General features: G+C 53.4%; 26 protein-coding genes and 1 pseudogene. 10 read left to right on the top strand and 17 right to left on the bottom strand.

All coding sequences use genetic code 11. From position 1 onward, the window contains the following. Nucleotides 1-14: 14 nt before the first annotated feature. The 6 genes from CPH80_RS22760 to CPH80_RS19440 all read right to left on the bottom strand — a co-directional run bounded on the left by CPH80_RS22760 (nt 15) and on the right by CPH80_RS19440 (nt 7,874). Nucleotides 15-482 carry a macro domain-containing protein gene (locus CPH80_RS22760; protein ID WP_227520263.1) on the bottom strand — a complete coding sequence of 156 codons (468 nt, stop codon included), beginning with the start codon at nt 480-482 and terminating at the stop codon, nt 15-17. Beyond that, nucleotides 448-669: a hypothetical protein gene (locus CPH80_RS19420; RefSeq protein WP_096280488.1), complete on the bottom strand. Its 222-nt coding sequence runs from the start codon at nt 667-669 to the stop codon at nt 448-450. Before CPH80_RS19420 ends, CPH80_RS22760 begins: the two co-directional genes overlap by 35 nt. Further along, nucleotides 666-2,885 (bottom strand): AAA family ATPase, encoded by a 2,220-nt coding sequence (locus tag CPH80_RS19425; protein ID WP_096280491.1) that lies wholly within the window; start codon nt 2,883-2,885, stop codon nt 666-668. The genes CPH80_RS19420 and CPH80_RS19425 overlap by 4 nt, the downstream gene beginning before the upstream one ends. After that, nucleotides 2,878-4,446 carry a restriction endonuclease subunit S gene (locus tag CPH80_RS22085; RefSeq protein WP_197703575.1) on the bottom strand — a complete coding sequence of 523 codons (1,569 nt, stop codon included), beginning with the start codon at nt 4,444-4,446 and terminating at the stop codon, nt 2,878-2,880. The genes CPH80_RS19425 and CPH80_RS22085 overlap by 8 nt, the downstream gene beginning before the upstream one ends. Then, entirely contained in the window at nt 4,443-7,217 is a 2,775-nt protein-coding gene (locus tag CPH80_RS19435) for a type I restriction-modification enzyme R subunit C-terminal domain-containing protein (RefSeq protein WP_096280494.1), read from the bottom strand. Before CPH80_RS19435 ends, CPH80_RS22085 begins: the two co-directional genes overlap by 4 nt. 123 nt (nt 7,218-7,340) lie before the next feature. Further along, nucleotides 7,341-7,874: a CIA30 family protein gene (locus tag CPH80_RS19440; protein ID WP_096280496.1), complete on the bottom strand. Its 534-nt coding sequence runs from the start codon at nt 7,872-7,874 to the stop codon at nt 7,341-7,343. A gap of 112 nt (nt 7,875-7,986) precedes the next feature. On the opposite strand from CPH80_RS19440, the gene thpR reads away from it, so the two are divergent. Beyond that, on the top strand, nt 7,987-8,526 hold the full coding sequence (thpR, locus tag CPH80_RS19445; RefSeq protein WP_096280499.1) for an RNA 2',3'-cyclic phosphodiesterase: 540 nt from the start codon (nt 7,987-7,989) through the stop codon (nt 8,524-8,526). On the opposite strand, the gene CPH80_RS19450 is transcribed toward thpR, so the two are convergent. The 5 genes from CPH80_RS19450 to CPH80_RS21765 form a co-directional block, all read right to left on the bottom strand. Further along, complete coding sequence (locus CPH80_RS19450) at nt 8,512-9,315, bottom strand: DUF3750 domain-containing protein (protein ID WP_096280501.1); 804 nt, start codon at nt 9,313-9,315, stop codon at nt 8,512-8,514. The two genes, thpR and CPH80_RS19450, sit on opposite strands and share 15 nt — an antisense overlap. Nucleotides 9,316-9,477: 162 nt before the next feature. Continuing rightward, entirely contained in the window at nt 9,478-10,311 is an 834-nt protein-coding gene (locus CPH80_RS19455; protein ID WP_096280503.1) for a GNAT family N-acetyltransferase, read from the bottom strand. A 23-nt stretch (nt 10,312-10,334) separates the two neighbouring features. Further along, entirely contained in the window at nt 10,335-10,913 is a 579-nt protein-coding gene (locus CPH80_RS19460; RefSeq protein ID WP_096280505.1) for an NnrU family protein, read from the bottom strand. A 254-nt stretch (nt 10,914-11,167) separates the two neighbouring features. Beyond that, nucleotides 11,168-11,743, bottom strand: a complete 576-nt coding sequence (locus CPH80_RS19465; protein ID WP_096280507.1) for a CAP domain-containing protein — start codon at nt 11,741-11,743, stop codon at nt 11,168-11,170. Between the two features lie 266 nt (nt 11,744-12,009). Beyond that, nucleotides 12,010-12,159 (bottom strand): hypothetical protein, encoded by a 150-nt coding sequence (locus tag CPH80_RS21765; RefSeq protein WP_157746920.1) that lies wholly within the window; start codon nt 12,157-12,159, stop codon nt 12,010-12,012. A 104-nt stretch (nt 12,160-12,263) separates the two neighbouring features. Between CPH80_RS21765 and CPH80_RS19475 the strand changes: the two genes are divergently transcribed. Together CPH80_RS19475 and CPH80_RS19480 are read left to right on the top strand one after the other, a co-directional pair. Next, entirely contained in the window at nt 12,264-12,494 is a 231-nt protein-coding gene (locus tag CPH80_RS19475) for a Fis family transcriptional regulator (RefSeq protein WP_096280513.1), read from the top strand. Nucleotides 12,495-12,674: 180 nt separating this feature from the next. Then, complete coding sequence (locus CPH80_RS19480; protein WP_096280516.1) at nt 12,675-13,271, top strand: hypothetical protein; 597 nt, start codon at nt 12,675-12,677, stop codon at nt 13,269-13,271. A gap of 50 nt (nt 13,272-13,321) precedes the next feature. Here CPH80_RS19480 and CPH80_RS19485 read toward each other — a convergent pair whose 3' ends face one another. The 3 genes from CPH80_RS19485 to CPH80_RS19495 form a co-directional block, all read right to left on the bottom strand. Next, on the bottom strand, nt 13,322-13,765 hold the full coding sequence (locus CPH80_RS19485) for a YchJ family protein (protein WP_096280519.1): 444 nt from the start codon (nt 13,763-13,765) through the stop codon (nt 13,322-13,324). Nucleotides 13,766-13,909: 144 nt separating this feature from the next. Further along, complete coding sequence (locus CPH80_RS19490; RefSeq protein ID WP_172898624.1) at nt 13,910-14,671, bottom strand: FkbM family methyltransferase; 762 nt, start codon at nt 14,669-14,671, stop codon at nt 13,910-13,912. Nucleotides 14,672-14,710: 39 nt separating this feature from the next. Next, nucleotides 14,711-14,920 (bottom strand): DUF3565 domain-containing protein, encoded by a 210-nt coding sequence (locus tag CPH80_RS19495; RefSeq protein ID WP_096280525.1) that lies wholly within the window; start codon nt 14,918-14,920, stop codon nt 14,711-14,713. 210 nt (nt 14,921-15,130) lie between these two features. Between CPH80_RS19495 and CPH80_RS19500 the strand changes: the two genes are divergently transcribed. Continuing rightward, entirely contained in the window at nt 15,131-16,894 is a 1,764-nt protein-coding gene (locus CPH80_RS19500; RefSeq protein WP_096280528.1) for a DEAD/DEAH box helicase, read from the top strand. Between the two features lie 25 nt (nt 16,895-16,919). On the opposite strand, the pseudogene CPH80_RS23210 reads toward CPH80_RS19500, so the two are convergent. Continuing rightward, nucleotides 16,920-17,312, bottom strand: a pseudogene (locus CPH80_RS23210) (MBL fold metallo-hydrolase); the annotation flags it as partial. Between the two features lie 39 nt (nt 17,313-17,351). Then, the gene (locus tag CPH80_RS19510) at nt 17,352-17,885 is read right to left on the bottom strand and encodes a CIA30 family protein (protein ID WP_096280531.1); all 534 of its coding nucleotides are present in this window, start codon (nt 17,883-17,885) and stop codon (nt 17,352-17,354) included. A gap of 157 nt (nt 17,886-18,042) precedes the next feature. Here CPH80_RS19510 and CPH80_RS19515 point away from each other — a divergent pair, with 157 nt between their 5' ends. Both CPH80_RS19515 and CPH80_RS19520 read left to right on the top strand, forming a co-directional pair. Beyond that, the gene (locus CPH80_RS19515) at nt 18,043-18,522 is read left to right on the top strand and encodes an FKBP-type peptidyl-prolyl cis-trans isomerase (protein WP_096280533.1); all 480 of its coding nucleotides are present in this window, start codon (nt 18,043-18,045) and stop codon (nt 18,520-18,522) included. Nucleotides 18,523-18,820: 298 nt separating this feature from the next. After that, nucleotides 18,821-19,312 carry a nucleotidyltransferase domain-containing protein gene (locus CPH80_RS19520; protein ID WP_227520264.1) on the top strand — a complete coding sequence of 164 codons (492 nt, stop codon included), beginning with the start codon at nt 18,821-18,823 and terminating at the stop codon, nt 19,310-19,312. Between the two features lie 155 nt (nt 19,313-19,467). On the opposite strand, the gene CPH80_RS19525 is transcribed toward CPH80_RS19520, so the two are convergent. Next, nucleotides 19,468-19,704, bottom strand: a complete 237-nt coding sequence (locus CPH80_RS19525; protein WP_227520531.1) for an MBL fold metallo-hydrolase — start codon at nt 19,702-19,704, stop codon at nt 19,468-19,470. A 277-nt stretch (nt 19,705-19,981) separates the two neighbouring features. Here CPH80_RS19525 and CPH80_RS23060 point away from each other — a divergent pair, with 277 nt between their 5' ends. Genes CPH80_RS23060 through CPH80_RS19540 form a run of 4 tightly spaced genes read left to right on the top strand, consistent with a single transcriptional unit; the run spans nt 19,982 to nt 22,565 of the window. Then, a complete protein-coding gene (locus tag CPH80_RS23060; protein WP_264754803.1) occupies nt 19,982-20,107 on the top strand; it encodes a hypothetical protein in 126 nt (41 codons plus the stop codon). Between the two features lie 3 nt (nt 20,108-20,110). Then, nucleotides 20,111-20,389: a type II toxin-antitoxin system RelE/ParE family toxin gene (locus tag CPH80_RS19530; protein ID WP_096280538.1), complete on the top strand. Its 279-nt coding sequence runs from the start codon at nt 20,111-20,113 to the stop codon at nt 20,387-20,389. 10 nt (nt 20,390-20,399) lie between these two features. Beyond that, nucleotides 20,400-20,714 carry a HigA family addiction module antitoxin gene (locus tag CPH80_RS19535; RefSeq protein ID WP_096280541.1) on the top strand — a complete coding sequence of 105 codons (315 nt, stop codon included), beginning with the start codon at nt 20,400-20,402 and terminating at the stop codon, nt 20,712-20,714. A gap of 45 nt (nt 20,715-20,759) precedes the next feature. After that, nucleotides 20,760-22,565 carry a DEAD/DEAH box helicase gene (locus CPH80_RS19540; protein ID WP_096280543.1) on the top strand — a complete coding sequence of 602 codons (1,806 nt, stop codon included), beginning with the start codon at nt 20,760-20,762 and terminating at the stop codon, nt 22,563-22,565. Nucleotides 22,566-22,578 lie beyond the last annotated feature (13 nt).

The raw sequence follows: 22,578 nt of genomic DNA on the forward strand, positions 1-22,578 counted from the left end.
TTATGCACCATCTTTTATGCAGGCGGTGCGCCCTTGGGCTCATAGACAATCACCTGCACATCGCGGAGTGGTTGCAGTGCCGACTCAATGCGCGGTTTCACCTCTGCCCAGTTCAGACCCCCAAGGCCGCTGCCCAAAGGCGGAATAGCAATAGATTGAATCTGATACTGGTGGATCGTGTCGACCAGAGCCTTGAGTCCGGCATCGATGTCTTCCATACGGCTGGCACCCCGCCAGTGGCTCTTGGTAGGGAAGTTGACGATGTAGCGCGGCGCCGTCAGTTGCCCGGTCTCAAAGACAAACATACGTCCCGGCTCAACCTGTCGATTTTTACACGCGGCGGCGTAGGCCTTGAAATTATCTGGGAAGGCTTTTTTGAATTGCAGCGCAATCCCACGGCCCATGACACCGACACAATTTACGGTATTGATAATGGCGTCGGCGTCCTCACGCAGGATGTCGCCGGTTTTGTATTCGATCATCTTGGCCTCCTCCATTATCAGTAGTACCAGTCTGGTTTGATTTGCTGCGCTTCAAGGCTGCGCTCAGCTGGGTGCGGGGCGTCATCAGGACATGGCCGGTCCAGTTGAAAACTTCGGCAGTTAGCATGCCGTCCGGTTTACCATCTATGAAAAAGAGTTCGAGCGATTGGGGTTTGGTCGGGTTCATGCCACTTCCAGCTCTGAATTTTCACCCATCATCATCTGGTAATGAGCACTATGGCCAGACTCATAAAATATTTTTTTAAATATAGCCAGATAGGTTTCTACAGTCGTGTCACCATTCGAGACATAAATATCATCATGTACTGAGTGAGAACCGTCATTAACCCATGCAAAAAGAGATTTGCAGACAAACTTATTGTGTCCTTCGAATTTTGCACAGATGTCATCTGGGTTAATACCGCCGAGAATCTTGAAATAGTTTTCAAGGATACGGCGTAGCGTGTTCTGAATGGTCAGGCTGGATTTAGGCGGAGCTTTCACGTCCGCCCACAATAACTCATAGGATGTTTTGACCGGATTTGATCGATGATTGATTAGTTTAGACAGCAGCCCCTCTTTCCGTACAATCCAGAATGTTTCTTCAGTTAAAGCTCGATCACTGGCGCGCTTTAAACTAAAACTAACTTCTTTGTGGAAGTAGACATTATGGGTGAGTAAAAAAATTTGCTTGATATAACCGTTTCCGCACTTAACATCATCAAACAGCCCCCTTATCAAAGTGCTGACAATGAAAAGAATATCGCTATCAAGGCTGGATACCGGATCATCGAAAACCACTACACGGTTATCGGTAATACCGCTTTCGGAGTTGCTCCCTTTCAGCAAATGGTAAAAGTATAGGAATGTTACAAAGGTGCGCTCGCCTTCGCTCAACGTGTTCTTTGCATCTGAACCATCCGCCCGAACCAGCTTGTAGTAACGATCACCACTCGTGCTAGCAAGAGAAAACCCATGAAATCCGAATGACTTTAATAATGCGTTGATCTCGTCAACTGTCGGCTGAATACTGGTGATTTGCTTCTCCAGCTCCCGGATCTTCTGTTCCTTCTTATTTATCTTCTTGTCTTTAGTTGCAATTTGCCCATTCAGCGACCCAATTGCGGAATCGAGCCCACTTTTCCTTTTGTTATAGTCCGCCAGATCAGATTTCATTTCCGCCAGAATAAATTGCCAAGACTGTGCCGTTAAAGTCCGATGCTCTTGAGTAATATTATCAACTGTGGCGTTATGCTCAGAAATTGCAGCATTAGCTTGATCAATTAACGACTTAATCGCTATGAGTACATTGGCAGTAGTTTTCATCTCCACAACCTGACTTGGCTCCTTCTTTTTACTCGCAAGTATTTGGAGGTTGCCGGCAATCACGGAATCTAATAACTGTTTTTCTAACTTCAATTTATCGATATCGAGGAAACGAGAAGGGCTGGAAATAATTGATGCAACAGATTCCTGGAGTCGAACAGAATCGGTTTTGTAACTGACTTCCAAGGCACTGATTACCTGACTGTCCGCCTCAAAGGTTTCGTCAAAGTACTCGGCCAAACTCTTCGCAAAATCATCTTCTGTATCTTGCTGGCAGAAGGGACAGACACCTTCAGTCACATCATAAAATCTGCGGCCTTGGCGCACCCAGTCGCTATTACCCAATTTATTAATCATGCCCGCAATATCGACATCTGCCTTGCCAAGAATTCGCCTTCCGAGCACAGAGTCAGTTTCGGGTGCTATCAAGCTGTTCACATTGATGGATATGACCAAGGCCTCCCTGCTTGGAGTCTTGTCGAATACCGTCTCAGCGCGTCTTTCCAGAGCAGCTAGCGGAACTAATGCTGCAGTATTAGTGACCGATTCCTGAAGCACTCTACTTTTGAATTTGTCAGCACTATTACGACAGCCTTCAAATGCGCCTTTCAGATTGGCATCGTATCGTTGCTTTTGCTCCCAGCATTTGTGTTTAAACGAATCATCAAGCGTCTTCAGATCCCCATTCTTACCGCTTGATTCATTGCCACCATTCAAGGTCTTTCGCAAGCCTTGTCTCTGATCTTCCAGCGCTTCCAGCTCTGATTTTGACGCTGTAATTTTCTCTAGAGTTTCAACCTGTTCCTCACCCAGAGTAAACACCCCCTTGATGTCCCCCGACTGATTGAAGTTGGCGTCAACGAAGTCACTGTTGTAAACCATCGCTTGCAGCTTTGTGCCATCCTTCCAGAGTATCCGGCAATGCTGATGCCCATCAGCTTCTGCGATCACCCGGCTGATCGTGGTTTTCCCCGAACCATTTGAACCAAATATAAAGTTTAACTTCGATAGCCCATTCAGCACCTCCGATTGGTTACCGTAGGTTGCCACTTGGGAAATAGACAGGGATTCAATCATCTCTAACTTCCTTGTTTCGAGGTTTTGCCAGCTTTTTATTGGTCGTCTTGTTAGCGCTAACGGCATGTGTGGCATTTTCTGACTGAATACGGGCCAGCAGGGCGCTGGCGGGTTCGTCGTTGGCGTCTTGCGGGACGAGTTGGCCGGAGAAGGCTTTTTTCAGGATGGATTGGCGGAGAGTTTCGGCACGACGAACTCCAGCTTCAACTTCTTCGACCATTTTATCAATTTCTGAAGTTTGTTCAGACAAATAAATCGCTATTTGCTCCTGCTCTTCAGTGCCGCACACCGGAATCGGTATCGATTTTATATCACCGCCAGATATACCCGATTGACCAGCGGTAGTCCTGATCCTAGACTCAATGAACCGCCTAGAATCACCGCAATTTATCGCACCTTCCAAAAATTTAGAGCTCAGGGACGGCACGCCAATGCGAGTTTGTATAAGCTTATCAGGGTAAAGATGAGTCCCATCTCCTTTATATTCAGCGCAAACTCCAACATAGTTCCTCGATCCGTTATACCGGGTAAAAACTAGGTCCCCTTGCGCGAGAAGGTATTGATCGTAAATGCCACCTATGTTCTGGATGTATCTGACATCATCAAGAGCAAATTCCATTGCTCTTACCGCGCTAATTCTGAAAATCTTAGTACCTGAATCTCCTTCTGGCTTTGCAGAAATTCCATTTCGAATCTGCTCACAAAGCCCTGCGTATTCAACCCAGCACCAGCCGCCCGGCAAATCCGTCAGCTCCAATTCTGCAGGATAACGAATGCCTGAAGGAGTCATGGGCTTAGCTGGTTTTTTTCCTTCTTTATCATTTTCTTCCCACACCTTGACGGTGGTCTGCCAGTTTTTTAGTTGCCGCTGGTAGCGAGCCTGGCGTTCCTGCTGGATGCGGGCGAGGAGTTGTTGGGATGTTTCTAGTTTGTCCTTGTTTTGTTCGCGCCATTGGGCGGTGAGCTTGCCTTCGAAGGCGTGTTTGAGCACGGTCTGGCGGTAGATTTTGAGTTGCTCGCGGGCGGTTTTCAGGGATTCGGTGCCATTGTCCAATTCGGAGAACAGGGTCTCGATTTTTGCGACGATGCGGTGTTGTTCGTTGAGAGGGGGTAACGGAAATTTACTTTTCCTCAGAAAAGAAAAATGTCGGGAATAACCACGGTCAGGCAGCCGCAATGATTTGCTCGCATAAAAAGCATACTTTTCCGAGACAACATCTCTAGGCATAAGAACTTTCACACCATCTGCGCCGGGGGCAAATGGAAACGATATGTACTTGAAGCATTTGGTATGGTCTCCAAATACTATGACAGGGCGCGAGATGCTTAACACCTTGTTCGAATCGTTGGTATAACCACCGATCAAATCAGCGCCCTGATCAACCACGGCGTGCTCACCTGATTTCTGATACTCCTTCTGCGGAATCTTCAAACCGGTTAGCGGAATGTTTTCAAATACTTGTTCAAAATCTGCATATACCCAGTGATTAGGGATAGGGAATGATTCTGGCGTCCAACTTTCTGTTGTAGCTTCTCCATTTGTAGAGTCTGTAATGATCACGCCACCAACTCCCGATTCAATTCTGTAATCACTTCATCCATCCCGTCGCCAAACAACTGATACATCCTTCCCATACCCCCTTTGCTGTCAAACGGTGCCATTTCCAGATCATCGCGCTCGATATGGAAGGAGCTGATGATGTGGTCGCGGACCATTTGTAGCCAAGCCATTTGTTCCTCATTGAATTTTTCACCGGCGCCGCTGTGGTGTTGCATGATCCAGCTTTGGAAGTTGCGCCGCACGGTGGCGGCGTAGGTCGAAAGGGTGTTGTCCAGCCCGGTGACGCGGCGGAGTAGAGCGACGAGCGCAGTCAGGTCGCCGATGGGGCTGTCGCCCTTGTAGTTGTCCAGATGAGCGTAGGCTTGCCAGACGCGCAGTGGCGCCAGCTTGGGACGGTCGCTGCGCAGGCGTTCGAGCAGTTCACGGATCATCTGATAGGTGATGTCGCTGCGACGGGCCGGGGTCTGGAAGTAGATGCTCAGGGCTTCTATGTCGTCGCGGTGCTCTTGCAGGTAGTCTGCAAATTCCTGGGTGAGGGCTTTGGCGTTGTCTTCGGTGTCGCCTGCCCACTCTGCGGTGATAACACTGTCTAGGTCGTCGTGGACGAGGGTTTGTTCTTTATCGCGGCGGATACTGTCGATCAGTTCCACCAGTTCGCCGTTGAATACGTTGGCGGCCTGGCCGACCAGTTGTTCGCGGGCCTGATCGCGGGCGCTGTCGCCGGGATTGGTGCCTTGCAATTGGCCAGTAATGGTCAGGGCTGTTTGCTCGATGGTGTCCGGGTTGATGGCGCTGAAGAGTTCGCCAACAATCAGCAGCAGCGGTTTGCCTTCCGCCTTTTCACTGATGCGGGCGCGCTCGTTGTCGTCCAGTTGCTTGTCGAGCCTCGCCAGACGGGCGGCCAGCGAGCTGACGGTGTCTTCGTCGTGCTGGCCCATCATTACGCCCATGGCGAGATTCTTCAGGGAGACGCCGGGTTTGGTGATCAGTGGCTGGCTGGCGGTTTTCAGGGATTTGGTCACACCGATGGCGTCGACAATCACGTAATGGGTTTTGGCGCTGGTGGCGGAGGGCGTGACCTTTTTCAGGCTGTCGGCATCCAGGGTGCGGGTGCCTCGGCCTTTCATCTGTTCAAAGTAGTTGCGGCTTTTGACGTCGCGCATGAACAGCAAGCATTCCAGTGGTTTGACGTCGGTGCCAGTGGCAATCATGTCTACGGTGACGGCGATGCGCGGGTAGTAATCGTTGCGGAACTGGGCGAGCAAAGATTTCGGGTCTTCCTTGATCTTGTAGGTGATCTTTTTACAGAACTGATTGCCCTCGCCAAACTCCTCGCGCACGGAGTGGATGATGTCGTCGGCGTGGCTGTCCGTTTTGGCGAAGATGAGGGTTTTCGGTATTTCTTTCCGTCCGGGGAAAATGTCCGGCAGTTTTTCCTTGAAGGTGCGGATCACGGTGCGGATCTGGTCCGGGTTGACGATATCCCGGTCGAGCTGCTTGCCGGTGTAGGCTTCGTCTTCATCCTGAATCTCCCACCGTTTTTTGCGGGTCAGGCGCTCGCGCTTTTCTATCTGCTGCTTGGCGGTCAGCACGCCACCCTGTTTAGTCTTTTCAGTTTCGATGACATAGATTTCATTACCCACGTTGACGCCATCGGCTACGGCTTTTTCGTGGTCGTATTCGCTGACGACGTTCTTGTTGAAGAAGCCGTAGGTGCGGTTGTCCGGTGTGGCGGTGAGGCCAATCAGGTAGGCATCAAAGTATTCGATCACCTGGCGCCACAGGTTGTAGATCGAGCGGTGGCATTCGTCTATGACGATAAAATCGAAGAACTCCGGGGGAATCTTGTGGTTATACACCACCGGCAATGGGGTTTTGCTCAAAAGGTTGGCGCCGGTCGGCGGACTTTCCTCTGTGGCTTCATCCAGCTCTTCACCCTTGAGCAGAGAGTACATGCGCTGGATGGTGCTGATGCTGACCTGGGTGTCGGTGGCCATAAAAGATGATTTGAGCCGCTGCAAGCTGTATAGCTCGGTGAACTTGCGGTTGTCGTCATTGGGCAGGAAGGCCATGAATTCCTGCTCGGCCTGTTCGCCCAGGTTTCTGGTGTCCACCAGAAACAGGATGCGTTTGGCGCCTGCGTGTTTCAGCAGCCGGTAGGTCGCGGTGATGGCGGTAAAGGTTTTGCCGGAACCGGTGGCCATTTGTACCAGGGCGCGGGGCTTGTCCTGCTTGAAGGATTTTTCCAGATTGGTGATGGCGGTAATCTGACAGTCGCGCAGGCCGTCATGAACCAGTGGCGGAAGCTGTTGCACGCTGGCGCGCAAGGTTGCTGGCTGGCTCAACCATTCGGCCAGGGTGTCTGGTCGGTGGAAGTTGAAGACTTCGCGTGAGCGAGGGGCAGGATCTCCGCCGTCGGTGAACCGGGTAATCACACCGGTGCTTTCGTATACAAAACGCAGGGCTGTTGGGTTGTTGACCCATTTCAGGGTCGCATTAGCATAACCCTGCGACTGATCCTCCACCATCGTAATCTTATGGCCCCAGTCTTCCGGCTTGGCCTCGATCACGCCAGCGGCTTGTTTAGCCACAAACAATACATAGTCCGCTGGGCCAACGTCGGTCTGGTATTCACGAACGGCTATTCCGGGGCCAGCGTTCAGGTTGATCGATGTCTTATCCTGTACCAGCCAGCCAACTGCAATAAGCTGCTTGTCTATCCGGTCACGAGCCTTTTGTTCCGGGTTCTGATTTGCCGAAGGCTTGTTCATACGGACTCCATGTTTTTATCCTGTGTTTCCATTTCCCTGCCAGGCGCAGCCCCTCTGGAATTGTGCCAACGTGTAGGATTTGTCGCCAGTGTAGCAGCGATCGCGATAACGTATGCCCCGGTTTTAAAGGAAAAAGCCAAACCGCCGCACGCAGACGTCGACATCGAACGCCGTGCCAATGGCGACCACGGCAACGCTTCTGATATCCGCAGGTTGTAGCTCAGCGTCGGTACGGTGGGCGCGAAGTTGCTCGAAGGGCACAATGAATCGAGTCCATTGCGGCTTCACCGGCAAGGTGCAGCGAAAGGATTGCCAGGGCCTGTCCAGCTGATTCGTTTTTACGTGCAGATTATAGTCGTGCGCCGCGCCGCACAGCTCGATGAATAGGCCCCTGTAGTCAGCGCGCAACCAACCCGGCCCGATCTCAAGCTTCATCTGCACGAACCCGCCGTTGTTCTCGAGACGGGTGCGGCCAGTCAAACAGGTGCAGGTCGAGTTATGACGGTCGTCCTGTTGCAGTGCAGCACTGGAAACGCCACCCATGACCTGATCGCTGATCACGGTCCAGGGCGAAGGTACATCCAGGCGGGCATGATAAACATCGATCAGTTGTTCCGCACGGACGGCGGGGCCTCGGGTTTTGAGGTTTTCATTCATAAGCTTGAAGCACTCCTGGTAATCATGCAGAAACTCCGGTAACTAAAGTAAACAGTAAACGCCGATGAAAGAACCGGGACAGATTTATTTTTGAGTTATGAGGAATAAAGCCATGCGCAGAATATTCTTCGGACTGGAGATTCCCGCTCAGATCAAAGGTCGCCTGTTGAAGGTGAGGGCAGAGGTGTCAGGTGCCAAATGGCAAAGTGTTGAGCAGATGCACATCACCTTGCTGTTCCTTGGCGACGTGGAAGAAGAACGTCTATTGGCGGCGTGCGAGGCTGCCCGCCATATTCCCCTGGCGGCTTTTGAGCTGAATGTTGCGGGTATGGGGTGTTTCGGTCAGCCTCGTGCCCCCCGAAATCTCTGGGCGGGAGTCCAGCCGGCGGCTCCCGTTGCCAGCCTACATAGCGCGATTAAAGGCCAAATGGAGAACCTCGGATTAACAACTGAAAGTCGGGCATTTCGTCCCCATATCACCCTGGCCAGATTCAAGCGCCAGCCCGGTTCGGTTCAGAGCTTGCTGGCCGAGTATGGGGAAACGGCTTTCGGGTCGTTTCAGGTGGACCAGTTTGTACTCTTTGAGAGCAAACAAGGCTCCGGTGGTTCGGTATACACAGTGATTGAACGCTTTCCGTCAATTGGCATCTGAAACCTGCTCCATAACCGGGGCTTTGCGCCACGTCGAGCGATCCATCCAGGGGTCGCGCAGGCCAATGTGCCCGATCCCGGGCAATTTGACGGCCAAGGCCAGAGGGTCAATACCGATGTTGAGGCCGAGGATGTTCAGTTCAACACCTTCCCGGATACTCGCCATGAGGCCAAAATAACCATTGAGGGAGAACTGGTAGCCCGAACCGCTGGGAGCTTTCGCAAATACTCCGTCAGCGAGATAGTCTTTTCCGATGGCAATGTTGGGCAGCGCAACATTCAGTTCGGGTACCTGCCGGATTACCCAGGCTACAAAGGTATTGCTGTTGGGCCCGGGCCAGGCTTTGTATTCATTCGCGAAGGGGTAGGCGTCGATAGCGGTCCGGATATTGATGATGGCGGCATCCGCTTTCTCGCCACGGAGATCTGCCAGCAACATCGGCGGGTTGCCATACCAAGCGGTATCCGGCTCACCGGGGCGTGACCGCACCGCCTTATAACCCCAGCCAATAACATCGTGAACCTCGTAGGTGGGTGCCCCGCGCACCTTGGTCGCAATCCAGGTATGGACCGCAAAATTGCCGCGCCAGTTATAAGCTCGGGCACCATAAACCTGCACAATGGCTTCTTCCGTCTGGCCGGGTAGCGGCGCAATGCCTGCGCTGGAGCGATCGGCGTTACGCCAGCTCTGGCCAGACTGACTACTGCAGGCCGCAATCAGTGCGGGGCCTGCCAGCAGAACCAACAAAAATACTGTGGTTCTGATGAGCCATCGAAGGGGTTTAATCATTCCAGGGGTACCTCGGACTGCATGCATTGGTTGGTGATTAAAACCCAATCAGTATACGTCTCGTATAATCTCAGGTATCAATGCGAAGCATTACCGACAGCTATTATTATGGCTTCCGGCGGCTCAAACAGGAACCAGCTCCCAGACCGTATTTGTTTATGGCTATCCCTGTTCCCGGTAAGGTAGTGCCGCTTGCGCTGCTTGCCGGTAAGCTTCTACTTCGCGGGCTTCTTCCCGGGTGAACTGGGCAATGGCATCGGCAAAAGCAGGGTTGGCGATCCAATGCCAGGAGTGCGTCAACACCGGCTCGAACCCCCTTGCCAGTTTGTGTTCGCCCTGGGCGCCGGCGTCAAAACTTTGGAGACCCTGCGCAATGGCCAGCTCGATACCCTGGTAGTAACAGGTCTCGAAGTGCAGGTGATTATACTCTTCCTGACACCCCCAGTAGCGTCCATAGAGTGTGCTTGCGCCGGTCAGGAACAGCGCTCCGGCGATCATCTCGTTGTCCTTAATAGCCATAATGATGTGGAGTTGGTCTGGCTGGTTCTTTCGCAGTGCCTGAAAGAACTCGAGGTTCAGGTAAGGGCGTTGTCCGCGCTTTAGGTAGGTGGCCTGATAGAACATATAACACGCAGACAGTACGTGGTTGGGGAGGCTGGCGCCGGGGAATTGTCGGAATTCGATGCTCTGGGCAGCTACATCGCGTCGCTCCTTGCGTGTGGATTTGCGTTTACGAGAGGGCAGCGTCGCCAGAAAGGCCTCGAAATCCTCATAATCACGATTGAACCAATGGAACAGACAGCCCAGCCGATCCGGCGCGTCGAGCAGGTGTTGATCCGAAGGGTCGGGGAACAAAAGATGCCAGCTGCCAGCGCCGTTGGCTGCTGCCACTCCATCCAATGCTTCATTGAGCTCATTCGGGGTGATGCGGTCGCGCTCACGTTTATCGAAAAACAGTCGGGCACCGGCTGACTTGGGAGTAAGGCAGCCAGTGATAAAGCCCGGATACTAGCGCAGCTCTAGCCGAAAGGCTTAACGCCGATCAGCACGCTGTGCAACCACATGGCAAAAATCAGCCACCCTAGCAATCCAGCACCCACTGCTGCTGCATCCATAGCGACACGACCTGTCGGGTAAGTAACACCGGCGAGCCGATCACGGCGCCGCGATACCGCATACAGCGCAATAGCCCAGGCCAGGAAGCTGCCAAATAGCAACAGATCCGCCAAGGTGCCATTGGCGAACAAGTGGGCGATAGCCCAGAATTTGACTGCCAACAACATCGGGTGGCCAACACTGGCCTTGATGTGCGTGCCGGGGATATAGGTAGCGGCCAGAAGAATAAAAGCGGGCACCGTCAACAACGCCGCCAAATGGCGAGTCCAGACGGGTGACATCCACAGCCAGGTAGGGTCAAGCCGTGTCTGAACATAACCCCAGATAATCAACAGCAACCCCAGTAGCGAAATAAGCGCGTAGACGCCTTTATAGGGCAGCAGACCCAGCTTAGCGATCCGCTTCAAGCGCCACTCAGGGGCAAACAGTCGGGTGGAATGCACCCCAAGAAATAATAACAGACCGATTATCAAAGCCAGCATGGATACGTCCTTTTCGTTATGGTTATAGGCACTTGCGTTTATCATGACACGCGAGTGGTCAGGATCTGACCAGCAGCCGCGCACAGTATCAGGGCACCGTCTTCAGTGAAATAATAGTGCTGTCGTGAAGCATAGTAATCAGCTCAAAGTGTCGGGTTTCAACTCTAGTCTAGCCCTGAATTCAAGCAATAAGTGCAGCCCAACCTGTTGCCACGTAGCTCGTTCTGGTTTCAGACCTTTTGGTGCGTGCGAAGCTAGTCAAGTGGAGCAGCCAGAACCAGCGTCCAGTAAGGTGTGCCGCTGGTGTTCCGATCGATACCTGCGCCGAACTCTGTGTAATCCGCGAACATGATATTGGCGCAGTGGCCCGGGCTGTCGAGCCAGGCGGCGACCACGGTGGTGGCGTCCTGTTGGCCGGCGGCTACGTTCTCGGCCCAGGCGGACGCCTCATATCCCGTGGCGCCGAGGCGGTCAGCGAGGACTTCACCCTCGCTTCCCTCATGGCTCAACTGGCTCATGTGCGCCATGTCCTCACTGTGTGCTTGCGCCGCAGCGCCCAGGCGAGCGTTCCAAGTGAGCGGTGAGCCCTTGGCGTATGTGTCGCCGCCGCACCGCCGTGCCTGCGCTCTGGCCTCGGTCAGGAGTGTTTCCCAGGTGTCGGCAAATGGGGTCCCAGCGTGGGTGTCACCTGAAACCATCGCCGGGGCTCCGCTAAAGCCGATCAGTCCCGTAAGGGCGATCCTCATGAGGTAGCCCGTAACTGCGGTCTGCGGCGTGTCGTTGCGCCATTGCAAGTGTTTTAAAATATCAACCTCCGGCCAATGCTTCAAAAATCCTGCACCCCGGCAGCACCACCAGGGCAGTTCATCACCCTTAATCGAACATACTCATGCGCTTCATGACGTTATCGCGTTTGATTTTCCGATGGAACATTGCACCAGTCAAGTGCGGAAAAACCGGGGCAGATCTATTTTCTGAGCGTCTTCCGGGTTGAATCTGACTGAGGCAGAGTTGCCGGTGTAAAGTGCCCAACCATTCGGCTAAGATTGTCGGCGAAAGCACAGAACGGATTCTGTGTTCCTCAAGCAAGGAGACGCTAATGCCCAGACAGGCCCGGGTAATTGTGCCCGGTTTTCCCCATAACATTGTCCAGCGCGGTCAAAATAGCCAGCCGGTTTTCCGGCTGCCAAGATGTACCGATATAAGTACGCTCGGGCATGCCTCTGGTCAGGGGGTTTTCTGGCAAAGCCAACTCTGGTTTTTGGGAGAGAATACTCAGAAAACACCAGATCACGAGTTGGCGAAGGCGAGAGATCGAAAGAAGAATCTTGTCTGAATGGGAGCAAGGAAATGACACAGCATAAACACGTTGGCAGCTCTCTCGATGATCTGCTTGAATCCGACGGCACACTTGAGCAGGCAGAAGCTGAGGCGCTGAAGCGGGTAATCGTCTGGCAGATTCAGCAGGCAATGGGACACACCGGTGTAACCATCACAACGCTTGTCAAAGCGGGGCGTGCTTTGGGTATGACTTGGACTTTGCAGGCTGGTGAGGATAACGGATCTCCTCGCGCGGCTTGAAGGAAAACCGGGACAGATCTATTTTTTGCATGGCGCTCAACTCCTGAACGCGAACATAACGGCGTCACCCAAAAGGAATAAGCATGAACATCAAGGATGACTGGCAGAAAGCTGAGTCAGTTCTGGAACAGGGCCGCTTCGTTGCGCCGCCGGGGGTGATGGATGGAATGTGGCCAGAACATGGATAACTGCAACGAAACCACCTCAAATCTGGGAACCGGAAAATACGCCTGGGAAGACCTGGATTTTGGACGAGATTATCGGATCGAAATCACCGATACTGGCTTTGCGATCTTCCGCCTCGATGAGCCCGTTTTTATCCCCTTCGCCGAAGTCGCAAAGGTCTATCTGAAGGTCATTCACGCTGCCACGGCTTCGGAGCGGGTCCAGGTTGAAATAATCAACACGAACGGGGAAGGGTTTGCCTTTCACGCATTGAGCCGATCCTATCACCCTAAACCAGTGAGCCAATGCCGGTTGGCAGCCTCGGCGCTGTTGCAGCAACTGGTGATTAAGCAGCCGAAGGCTAAGATATTTGAAGGTTGCCGCACGGGCACACCGTTGAGAATAATGGCTGCTGGTTTCATTGCTTTTGGTGTGGTTCAGTTTGTCCGGGCTTTCGATGGTTTCGTACTCGGCAACCCGGAGAGAGCCGAGAATCTTGCCTGGACTTTATCGATATTCGTCGTATTCGGAGTATTCTGGGCACTTTTGTTCAACAGGAAAACTAGGGAGGTTCCAGTAGCCAAGTTGCTCAGAAAACTGGAGGCCGAATAGCCAGACCAGGATGATGTCTTCCATAAAAGCGGGACAGATCTATTTCCTGATTACAGGCAACACGCTTTATATTTCTTCCCACTGCCACAGGGGCAGGGCTCGTTGCGGCCGGGCTTGAACTGACCCTCGCTGGTCTCGCCTTGCAGGTAATACCAACGGTCGTCCTCCTTCAAGAAATCCGAACGTTCTTCGAGAAACCTGAAACCCTGGGCAAGACGATACACGGCTCGGAAGTGGACGGTGCCCTGTGCCTGGTTTTCGGTACTGTCCAGAATCTGCAATGCCGTCCAGTCCGGAGAGTCTTCCAGGCTAAGTGAGCCCGGCCGGGTGCTGGGGTGCCAGGTTGCCCGAAGGTAGTCCGGCAGATTCTCAATAAATGCGGCGTACCGCGAACGCATCAGAGCCTCAGGCGTTGAGGCGGCTTCGCCATGATGCAGAGGCTGGCAGCATTCTGCATAGGGGGCATTGCTGCCACAGGGGCAGGGTGTGTTCATACAACGCGTTGGGGATAATTCATGGCTGCATTATACCGCTGTACTCCGGATTCCCAAACAGGGCGGGAATCCGGGATAGATTTATTTTTTTGATCCTGGGCCTGATCGTAGTGGTGATCGGTTCTGCCGGGCGGTGACTGAGACTCAGGTAACAAGCCGGGCATAAATATCCCCCGAGGCGATCCCGTCAGCTCCCGCATCAAGCCATTGCCGGAGTGACTCAGGACCCTGCCATGAAGGCCAGATAAAACGGCGTTGCTCACCGGCAACAACATTGAATTCGTGCAGGCCCAGCCGCTCCAGCTCCTGCAGGCATAGCAATGCCTGATCCAGGGTGCCGTTCACGAATTCAAAGGACAGTGCCGGCAGCGGCTGGCTCAGCCCCGCCAGCACTTCCACCTCAAAGCCTTCCACATCAATCTTGCAGAAGCTGGGCTGGCCATACTGTCGTATCAGCTCGTCCAGCGTGGTGACCGTCACGGTGACCGAGTCTTCCCAGCGCACATGCCGGAAACCGGGACTGGTTGTGCGCAGGTGTTCGCGCCAGCGGCTGTCCAGTGAGGCCACCGTCGGATTACGCAAGCTCAGCGCCAGTTCGGCTTTGCCCGGGGCCCGCCCCACCGCCAGTGGCAGGCACACTATCTCGGGCTGATGCCGGGTCAGGCGCTGCAGCCAGCGCAGCAGTCGTGGCTGCGGCTCCAACGCCACCACCCGTGCCCCCAGCGCGGCAAACGCGGAGCTGCGGTCCCCCAGATGGGCGCCGATGTCGAATACCAGATTGCCGGGGCGGATGAATTCACTGTAGAGCCGGCGTAAAGCTCTCTGGCGCCCGGGACGTCGATAGATGACAAAGGACCGTAGCAGTCCCAGGCCGCATTTAAGTTGATCGGTAATGGCAACCCGCAAGGTCACCTCCTTTTGCTTTCAGCCCCAAGGGTGACATGGTCAAGGCCTTTCATCCGACGGCAAACCCTCTTCACATTTCCTGCAATCGAGCTCAAACCCCACCATCGACTCCCGGCCCTCCGCCGTAGTGACCCAAGGGCGGTTCACCCACGGCGGCGTATGACGCACGTGTTGATTGTGACCACATGCCAGCTGAGCGACCCAATGGTTTTCTTGGTCTTTATGGTAGCCGGCGATGGGCTGTTTCATAAGCCCCAGTCTAGCAGCCTGTCGGACTTAACCAAACAGTATCGAAGTGAGACAATCGGGACAGATTTATTTTCTGAGGGTCCTTCAGGATGAATCAGTCCCGATTTTAAAGGAAAAACCCGAATCGCCGCACGCAGAAACTCCGGTGACGGCATCGGTATTTGCTAGTATGACCGCCCTTTCATCCTGATAACGATCAAGCACTGCAAAATGAATGCTCCTTTTAAGCTGCGGCCTTACCAACAGGAAGCCGTTGACGCCACTTTGAAACATTTTCGCAAATCGGATGATTCTGCCGTTATTGTGCTGCCGACCGGTGCGGGGAAAAGTCTGGTCATTGCCGAGTTGGCCCGCCTTGCTCGGCGTAAAATTCTGGTGCTGACTCACGTAAAAGAGCTTGTTGAGCAGAATCACGCCAAATACCAGAGCTATGGGTTAACGGCCGGCGTCTTCTCTGCCGGGTTAAAACGTAAGGAACATCGGTATCAGGTAACCTTCGCCAGTGTGCAGTCTGTATCGGCTAATCTGGATCAGTTCAGGGATGAATACTCATTGATCATCATCGATGAGTGCCATCGGGTGAGTGGTGATGACAGCAGTCAGTATCAAACAATCATCGAGCTGCTGCGGCAACAGAATGCCTCCCTTAAAGTGCTGGGGCTAACCGCCACACCCTATCGCCTGGCCATGGGCTGGATCTATCGCTATCACTACCGGGGCTTTGTCCGCAGCGAACAGGATAGGCCTTTTCAGCACTGCATTTATGAACTGCCGTTGAGCTATATGATTAATCGGGGGTATCTCACCAGGCCTGAGTTGGTTAACGCGGCGGTGGCGCAATACGATTTCTCCGCGCTGTCTCAGAACCGCTTTGGCGAATATGCCGAAAAAGACGTTAACCAGCTGCTGGGCAAACATCAGCGTGTGACCCGGGCCATTATTGAGCAGGTGATGGAGCTGGCCGTTAAGCGCAAGGCGGTGATGATTTTTGCTGCAACGGTGGACCATGCGCGGGAGATCACCGGCTATCTGCCGGAAAACCAAACAGCCCTAATTACCGGCGCGACCGATCAGAATGAACGGGATTCACTGATTCAGCGCTTTAAACAGCGGCAGTTAAAGTATCTGGTGAATGTGTCCGTACTCACCACGGGCTTTGATGCGCCCCATGTGGACTTTATCGCCATTCTTCGCCCTACCCAATCGGTCAGTTTGTATCAGCAGATCGTGGGTCGTGGTCTTCGTTTGGACGAAGGTAAAGAGAATTGTCTGGTGATTGATTACGCGGGCAACCGTATCAATCTGTATCACCCGGAAGTCGGGGAGAAGAAGCCAAACCCCGATAGTGAGCCGGTGCAGGTATTCTGCCCGGGCTGTGGTTTCGCCAATATATTCTGGGGCAAGACAGACGACGACGGGCGTGTGATCGAGCACTACGGCCGCCGCTGCCAGGGCCTGCTGGAGGCCGCTGAAGAGGGTGAGCCGGAGGTGCGGCGCGCACGCCCTGAGCAGTGCGATTACCGTTTTCGTTTCAAGGAGTGCCCACACTGCGGTGGCGAGAATGATATCGCGGCTCGTAACTGTCACCAGTGTAAAAAAGCGATCATCGACCCGGATGATCAGCTAAAAGATGCTCTGAAACTTAAAGATACCATGGTGATCCGTTGTGCCGGGGTCACCTTGAACGGCAATGACAACAAACTGAGAATTACCTATCACGCTGAAGATGGGGAAGAACTCAGAGAGTCTTTTGATTTCAGCAAGCCGGCACAGCGCAACGTCTTTAACAAATTGTTCGGGCGTCGTTTGGCGAATGGCCAGGCCCCGAAAGCGTTCAGCAGGGTTGAAGAGGTGCTTGAGATGCAAGCCTTGTTGCCGGCACCGGATTTTGTCATTGCCCGCAAACAAAAGCACTACTGGCAGGTGCAGGAACGGATCTTTGATTATCAGGGTAGCTATCGTAAGGCGTATTGAAGAGTAGTAGGCCCTTATGTGGTCAGGGCCCAACCCGGTCGGCCACATCCTGGGTGTAGGTGGCTTCGTGAATCAGCACATGGCTGCCTTTGCAGGCACCGGCCAGCAGAGTAGGGTCGTCATTGTCACCGGCAACGATCAGGCGGCGGGCAACGCGCGGAATTTGTGTGTAATCGTGGCTCCTTAGTAAGCGGCCATCCTCCAGCGTCACGTTAATGCCTTTCTGCAACTCGCCCCAATCAGGCCCGGGTTCGATGCCATCTTCCTTCAGTTTGTCCTGCAACAGTTGATGCTGGGTGCCTTCGCCACAGTCCACCAAGTACCAGGGTTTGTGGCCAGAGTGCGACAGAGCCAGCGCGGTTACGTTACGTGAACGTGTCGGTGTCCCGGCAGACGTGCCCAAGAAGGTGAATTCCATAGTTCCTCGTTTCGCGGTAATGGGAAAACCGGGACAGATTCAGCGAAAAAAGCCGAATCGCCGCACGCAGGCGTCGACATCGAATGCCGTGCCAATGGCCACCACGGCAACGCTTCTGATTTCCGCAGGTTGCAGCTCAGCGTCGGTACGGTGGGCGTGCAGTTGCGCATAGGGCACGATGAAACGGGTCCATTGCGGCTCCACCGGCAAGGTGCAGCGAAAGGATTGCCAAGGCTTGTTCAGCTGATTCGTTTTTACGTGCAGATTATAGTCGTGCGCCGCGCCGCACAGCTCGATGAATAGGCCCTTATAGTCAGCACGCGATTGGCTCGGTTCGATCTCAAGCTTCATCTGCACGAACCCACCGTTGTTCTCGAGACGGGTGCGGCCAGCCAAACAGGTGCAGGGCGAGCTATGACGGTCGTCCTGTCGCAGTTCGGCACTGGAAACGCCACCCATCACCTGATCGCTGATCACGGTCCAGGGCGAATGTACATCCTGACTGGCCTGATACACATCGATCAAATGTTCCGCACGGACCGCGGGGCCTTGGGTTTTGAGGTTTTCATTCATAAGCTTGAAGCACTCCTCGTAATCATGCGGAAACTCCGGTAACTAAAGTAAACCGTAAGCGCCTGAGAGCGAACAGCGCCCCGGTTTTCCTCCTTTGGAGTCAGCGCCGCCGCTGGTTATAATGGCGTACCTCGAACCATCGCAGAGAACCTTATCTATGCCAATCGAAAAGAATCAAGTGGTCTTGTTTCACTACAGCGTCAGTGATGACCAAGGCAACGTCGTTGAAAACTCCCGTGGCGGCGAACCGAACGCCTACCTGCATGGCCACGGCGGCATTGTCCGAGGCCTAGAAGATGCCCTGGAAGGTCGCGACGCTGGCGAAAGCTTCAGCGTCACCATCACTCCGGGAAAAGCCTACGGCCCGCGCAAGGCCGATGCCATGCAGCGTGTGCCGATCAAAAATTTGATTGGCGCCAAACGCTGGAAGCCGGGCATGATCGCGCAGGTGAAAACCGAGCAGGGCCCGCGCCATGTAATCGTCGCGAAGGTCGGCCTCAAGTTTGCCGATGTCGACACCAACCATCCGATGGCGGGTAAAACCCTGACCTTCGATATCGAAATCCTTGAAGTACGCGCCGCGAATCTGGAAGAGATAGCGCACGCCCATGCGCATGGGCCGGGTAGGCATCACTGACGGATTGAAAGGCTCGGACTTGTCCTTCACGCCGGTGACGTCGGGCGCGATGAGGTTCTGGAAGCGCTGGAGGTGAACGAAGGCTGTGTGGCTGGTGAAATCATTCGTTTCACCAGGGTCTGCGGTTTCATGATACCCATTGTGGGTATATAATTACCCAAAATGGGTTTCGAAAGGCACTGGTAATATGTCCGCAGTCACAACGTCAAATCGCACTGGGTTGGCGGATGCTCTATTCTCAGCAACCCGCCAGAAGGTCTTGCGCCTGTTCTTCGCACGGCCGGGTAGGGACTTTTCGATGAAAGAACTCATTGAGCAGGCGGAAGCAGGTTCGGGTGCTGTGCAACGGGAACTCGCCCGCCTGGTTGATAGTGGGCTAGTGCAGGTTAACCTGCAGGGGCGCCAGAAACGCTATAAAGCCAACCTGGGTTCGCCCGTTTATCCGGAATTGTCTTCTCTTGCCTCCAAGCTGCTCGGTCCGGAACAACAAGTTGAAGATGCTCTCAAGCCGATTAGCGATAGAATCGATCTGGCCCTGATTTATGGTTCGGTGGCCAAAAGGACCGATCATGCCAATAGTGATATCGACCTCATGTTGGTATCAGATACCCTTACCCTGGAAGAAGTCTTTGAAGCATTGGAGCCGGCAGAGATCAATCTTTCCCGGACCATTAACCCAACCCTCTACAAGCACGAAGAGTTTAAAAAACGTCGAGCTAAGAAAAGCCCTTTTTTGAGGAAAGTCCTGGAAGGACAGTACATATTGTTGAAAGGAAGCGTTAATGAATGAAGAAGCACTGGAGAATCTGGTCCGGATACGCAAACTCCACCATGAGGCGGCGGACGCCAACGAGGTCCAGGGACTCGTACAATGCCCGCTCGGATGGCGTGCTCTATTTCTACGTCGAAGATGTTTTGCCTGGGCGGTGGGGCCAAATGAATTTTTTAATGGTTATCCCCAAAACGCCGGTGCAACTGGCGCACTGTTGCTTCGTCGAGATGGCCGTAGTGATTGTGGGAAATCAGTACCAGGTGAATCGGCGGCGTTTCCGCCACGGTCAGGGCTGGTGGCGTGAACCGCCTCGGCCCGACCAAGCGGAAGGGGCTGGCACGGTCCGATAACACGGGGTCGGTAAGTACGTTCAGGCCCCGATACTGGAACAGGAATGACGCATGCCCCAGCCAGACCTATTTCTCGGGGCTTTTGATGTAAAAAACGTTCTTATCCCGAACGCTCATCTCGAATAATTCACTGGCTCGGATGGCGAGATTGAATGTTAACACGCCTTATCTGCGGCGGTGGTTTCCGGGGATAATAGAAAACCGGGACAGATTTATTTTTGAGTTATGGGGAATAAAGCCATGCGCAGAATATTCTTCGGACTGGGGATTCCCGCTTAGATCAAAGGCCACCTAGTGAGGGCAGGTGTCAGGTGCCAAATGGCAAAGTGTTGAGCAGATGCACATCATCTTACTGTTCCTTGGCGACGTGGAAGAAGAGCGTCTATTGGCGCTATGCCTTTCTTCCAATCAGCTTCCCCACATAGTAACGCTTGACGTTATTAATGTGTTGCGTCACTATTGACCCATGATCATATCGTTCAAGCGTAAGGACACCGAGAAGCTGGCAAGCGGTCGCCGCGTCAGGCGCTTTGCTAATTTCGAGCGCGTTGCTTTGAGGAAAATTCGGCAACTCCAGGCTGCAAGCCATCTGGACGATCTTAAAGTTCCGCCCGGCAATATGTTGGAGCCGTTGCATGGTGACCGCCAAGGTCAGCACAGCATTCGAATCAACAGGCAGTTCCGGGTTTGCTTCCGCTGGACCAGGGCCGGTGCGGAAGAGGTCGAAATTGTTGATTACCATTAGGAGGTGATTCATGCGCAACATTGATCCCGTAACGCCAGGCGAGTTACTGAAAGAAGAGTTTCTTGGGCCGATGGGCATTTCTCAATATCGCCTCGCTAAAGAAATTGGCGTGCCTGCCCAGAGAATAGGCCAGATTATTGCGGGTAAGCGTTCGATAACCGCAGACACTGACCTGCGACTGTGCCGCTTCTTTGGTTTGTCTAATGGGTATTGGCTGCGGGCTCAGGCAGCCTACGACACAGAGATTGCGGAAGAGGCTCTTGAGGACCAGTTGAAAAATATTCGTCCGTGGAACTCTGTGTCAGAAATTGGGCACAGGGCATAAACGTATGACTGACTTTTCATCCTGATAACGGTCAAACACTGCAAAATGAATGCTCCTTTTAAGCTGCGGCCTTACCAACAGGAAGCCGTTGACGCCACTTTGAAACATTTTCGCAAATCGGATGATTCTGCCGTTATTGTGCTGCCGACCGGTGCGGGGAAAAGTCTGGTCATTGCCGAGTTGGCCCGCCTTGCTCGGCGTAAAATTCTGGTGCTGACCCACGTAAAAGAGCTTGTTGAGCAGAATCACGCCAAATACCAGAGCTATGGGTTAACGGCCGGCGTCTTCTCTGCCGGGTTAAAACGTAAGGAACATCGGTATCAGGTAACCTTCGCCAGTGTGCAGTCTGTATCGGCTAATCTGGATCAGTTCAGGGATGAATACTCATTGATCATCATCGATGAGTGCCATCGGGTGAGTGGTGATGACAGCAGTCAGTATCAAACAATCATCGAGCTGCTGCGGCAACAGAATGCCTCCCTTAAAGTGCTGGGGCTAACCGCCACACCCTATCGCCTGGGCATGGGCTGGATCTATCGCTATCACTACCGGGGCTTTGTCCGTAGCTGTAGTGATGAGAGTGACGAGCAGAATAAGCCCTTTGGGCATTGCATTTATGAACTGCCGTTGAGCTATATGATTAATCGGGGGTATCTCACCAAGCCGGAGTTGGTTAACGCGGCGGTGGCGCAATACGATTTCTCCGCGCTGTCTCAGAACCGCTTTGGCGAATACACCGAAAAAGATGTTAACCAGCTGCTGAGCAAACATCAGCGTGTAACCCGTGCCATTATTGAACAGGTGATGGAGCTGGCCGTTGAGCGTAAGGCGGTGATGATCTTTGCTGCAACGGTGGATCATGCGCGGGAGATCACCGGCTATCTGCCGGAACACCAAACAGCCTTGATTACCGGCGCTACCGATCAGAATGAAAGGGACTCACTGATTCAGCGCTTTAAACAGCGGCAGTTAAAGTATCTGGTGAATGTATCCGTACTCACCACGGGCTTTGATGCGCCCCATGTGGACTTTATCGCCATTCTTCGCCCGACCCAGTCGGTCAGCCTGTATCAGCAGATCGTGGGTCGCGGTCTTCGCCTGGACGAAGGTAAGCAGGATTGTCTGGTGATTGATTACGCGGGCAACAGAGTCAATCTTTACCACCCGGAAGTGGGGGAGAAGAAACCGAACCCCGACAGTGAGCCGGTGCAGGTATTCTGCCCAGGCTGTGGTTTTGCCAATATCTTTTGGGGCAAAACAGATAGTGAAGGCCATGTTATCGAGCACTACGGACGCCGTTGTCACGGGCTGTTAGGGCTTGCTGAAGAGGATGAGCCTGCAGCGCAGAACGGGCGCCCTGAACAGTGCGATTTCCGCTTTCGTTTCAAGGAGTGCCCACACTGCGGTGGCGAGAATGATATCGCGGCTCGTAACTGTCACCAGTGTAAAAAAGCGATCATCGACCCGGATGATCAGCTAAAAGATGCTCTGAAACTTAAAGATGCCATGGTGATCCGTTGCGCTGGGATCACGTTAAGCGCCCATAAAGGCAAAACCGACAGCAAAAACGAGAGCAAACTGAAAATTACCTATCACGGTGAAGATGGGGAAGAACTCAGCGAGTCTTTTGATTTCAGCAAGCCGGCACAGCGCAACGTCTTTAATAGACTGTTTGGACGGCGTTTAGCGAATAGCCAGGCCCCGCAAGCGTTCAGCAGGATTGAGGAGGTGCTTGAGATACAAGCCTTGTTGCCTGCACCGGATTTTGTCATTGCCCGCAAACAAAAGCACTACTGGCAGGTGCAGGAACGGATCTTTGATTATCAGGGTAACTATCGTAAGGCATTTTGAAGAGTAGTAGGCC

The organism is Marinobacter sp. LV10R510-11A (genome assembly GCF_900215155.1).
In the GTDB taxonomy this organism is placed as follows: Bacteria; Pseudomonadota; Gammaproteobacteria; order Pseudomonadales; family Oleiphilaceae; genus Marinobacter.

Bases quoted from the DNA above. Each gene is read 5' to 3' on its own strand.
- CPH80_RS19425 (WP_096280491.1), bottom strand. From the start codon at position 2,885: ATGATTGAATCCCTGTCTATTTCCCAAGTGGCAACCTACGGTAACCAA.
- CPH80_RS19520 (WP_227520264.1), top strand. From the start codon at position 18,821: ATGAAAGAACTCATTGAGCAGGCGGAAGCAGGTTCGGGTGCTGTGCAA.
- CPH80_RS19435 (WP_096280494.1), bottom strand. From the start codon at position 7,217: ATGAACAAGCCTTCGGCAAATCAGAACCCGGAACAAAAGGCTCGTGAC.
- CPH80_RS19510 (WP_096280531.1), bottom strand. From the start codon at position 17,885: ATGAATGAAAACCTCAAAACCCAAGGCCCCGCGGTCCGTGCGGAACAT.
- CPH80_RS19535 (WP_096280541.1), top strand. From the start codon at position 20,400: ATGCGCAACATTGATCCCGTAACGCCAGGCGAGTTACTGAAAGAAGAG.
- CPH80_RS23060 (WP_264754803.1), top strand. From the start codon at position 19,982: ATGCACATCATCTTACTGTTCCTTGGCGACGTGGAAGAAGAGCGTCTA.
- CPH80_RS19485 (WP_096280519.1), bottom strand. From the start codon at position 13,765: ATGAACACACCCTGCCCCTGTGGCAGCAATGCCCCCTATGCAGAATGC.
- CPH80_RS19460 (WP_096280505.1), bottom strand. From the start codon at position 10,913: ATGCTGGCTTTGATAATCGGTCTGTTATTATTTCTTGGGGTGCATTCC.
- CPH80_RS19420 (WP_096280488.1), bottom strand. From the start codon at position 669: ATGAACCCGACCAAACCCCAATCGCTCGAACTCTTTTTCATAGATGGT.
- CPH80_RS22760 (WP_227520263.1), bottom strand. From the start codon at position 482: ATGATCGAATACAAAACCGGCGACATCCTGCGTGAGGACGCCGACGCC.
- CPH80_RS19480 (WP_096280516.1), top strand. From the start codon at position 12,675: ATGGATAACTGCAACGAAACCACCTCAAATCTGGGAACCGGAAAATAC.
- CPH80_RS19475 (WP_096280513.1), top strand. From the start codon at position 12,264: ATGACACAGCATAAACACGTTGGCAGCTCTCTCGATGATCTGCTTGAA.
- thpR (WP_096280499.1), top strand. From the start codon at position 7,987: ATGCGCAGAATATTCTTCGGACTGGAGATTCCCGCTCAGATCAAAGGT.
- CPH80_RS19495 (WP_096280525.1), bottom strand. From the start codon at position 14,920: ATGAAACAGCCCATCGCCGGCTACCATAAAGACCAAGAAAACCATTGG.
- CPH80_RS19540 (WP_096280543.1), top strand. From the start codon at position 20,760: ATGAATGCTCCTTTTAAGCTGCGGCCTTACCAACAGGAAGCCGTTGAC.
- CPH80_RS19530 (WP_096280538.1), top strand. From the start codon at position 20,111: ATGATCATATCGTTCAAGCGTAAGGACACCGAGAAGCTGGCAAGCGGT.
- CPH80_RS19450 (WP_096280501.1), bottom strand. From the start codon at position 9,315: ATGATTAAACCCCTTCGATGGCTCATCAGAACCACAGTATTTTTGTTG.
- CPH80_RS19440 (WP_096280496.1), bottom strand. From the start codon at position 7,874: ATGAATGAAAACCTCAAAACCCGAGGCCCCGCCGTCCGTGCGGAACAA.
- CPH80_RS19515 (WP_096280533.1), top strand. From the start codon at position 18,043: ATGCCAATCGAAAAGAATCAAGTGGTCTTGTTTCACTACAGCGTCAGT.
- CPH80_RS19500 (WP_096280528.1), top strand. From the start codon at position 15,131: ATGAATGCTCCTTTTAAGCTGCGGCCTTACCAACAGGAAGCCGTTGAC.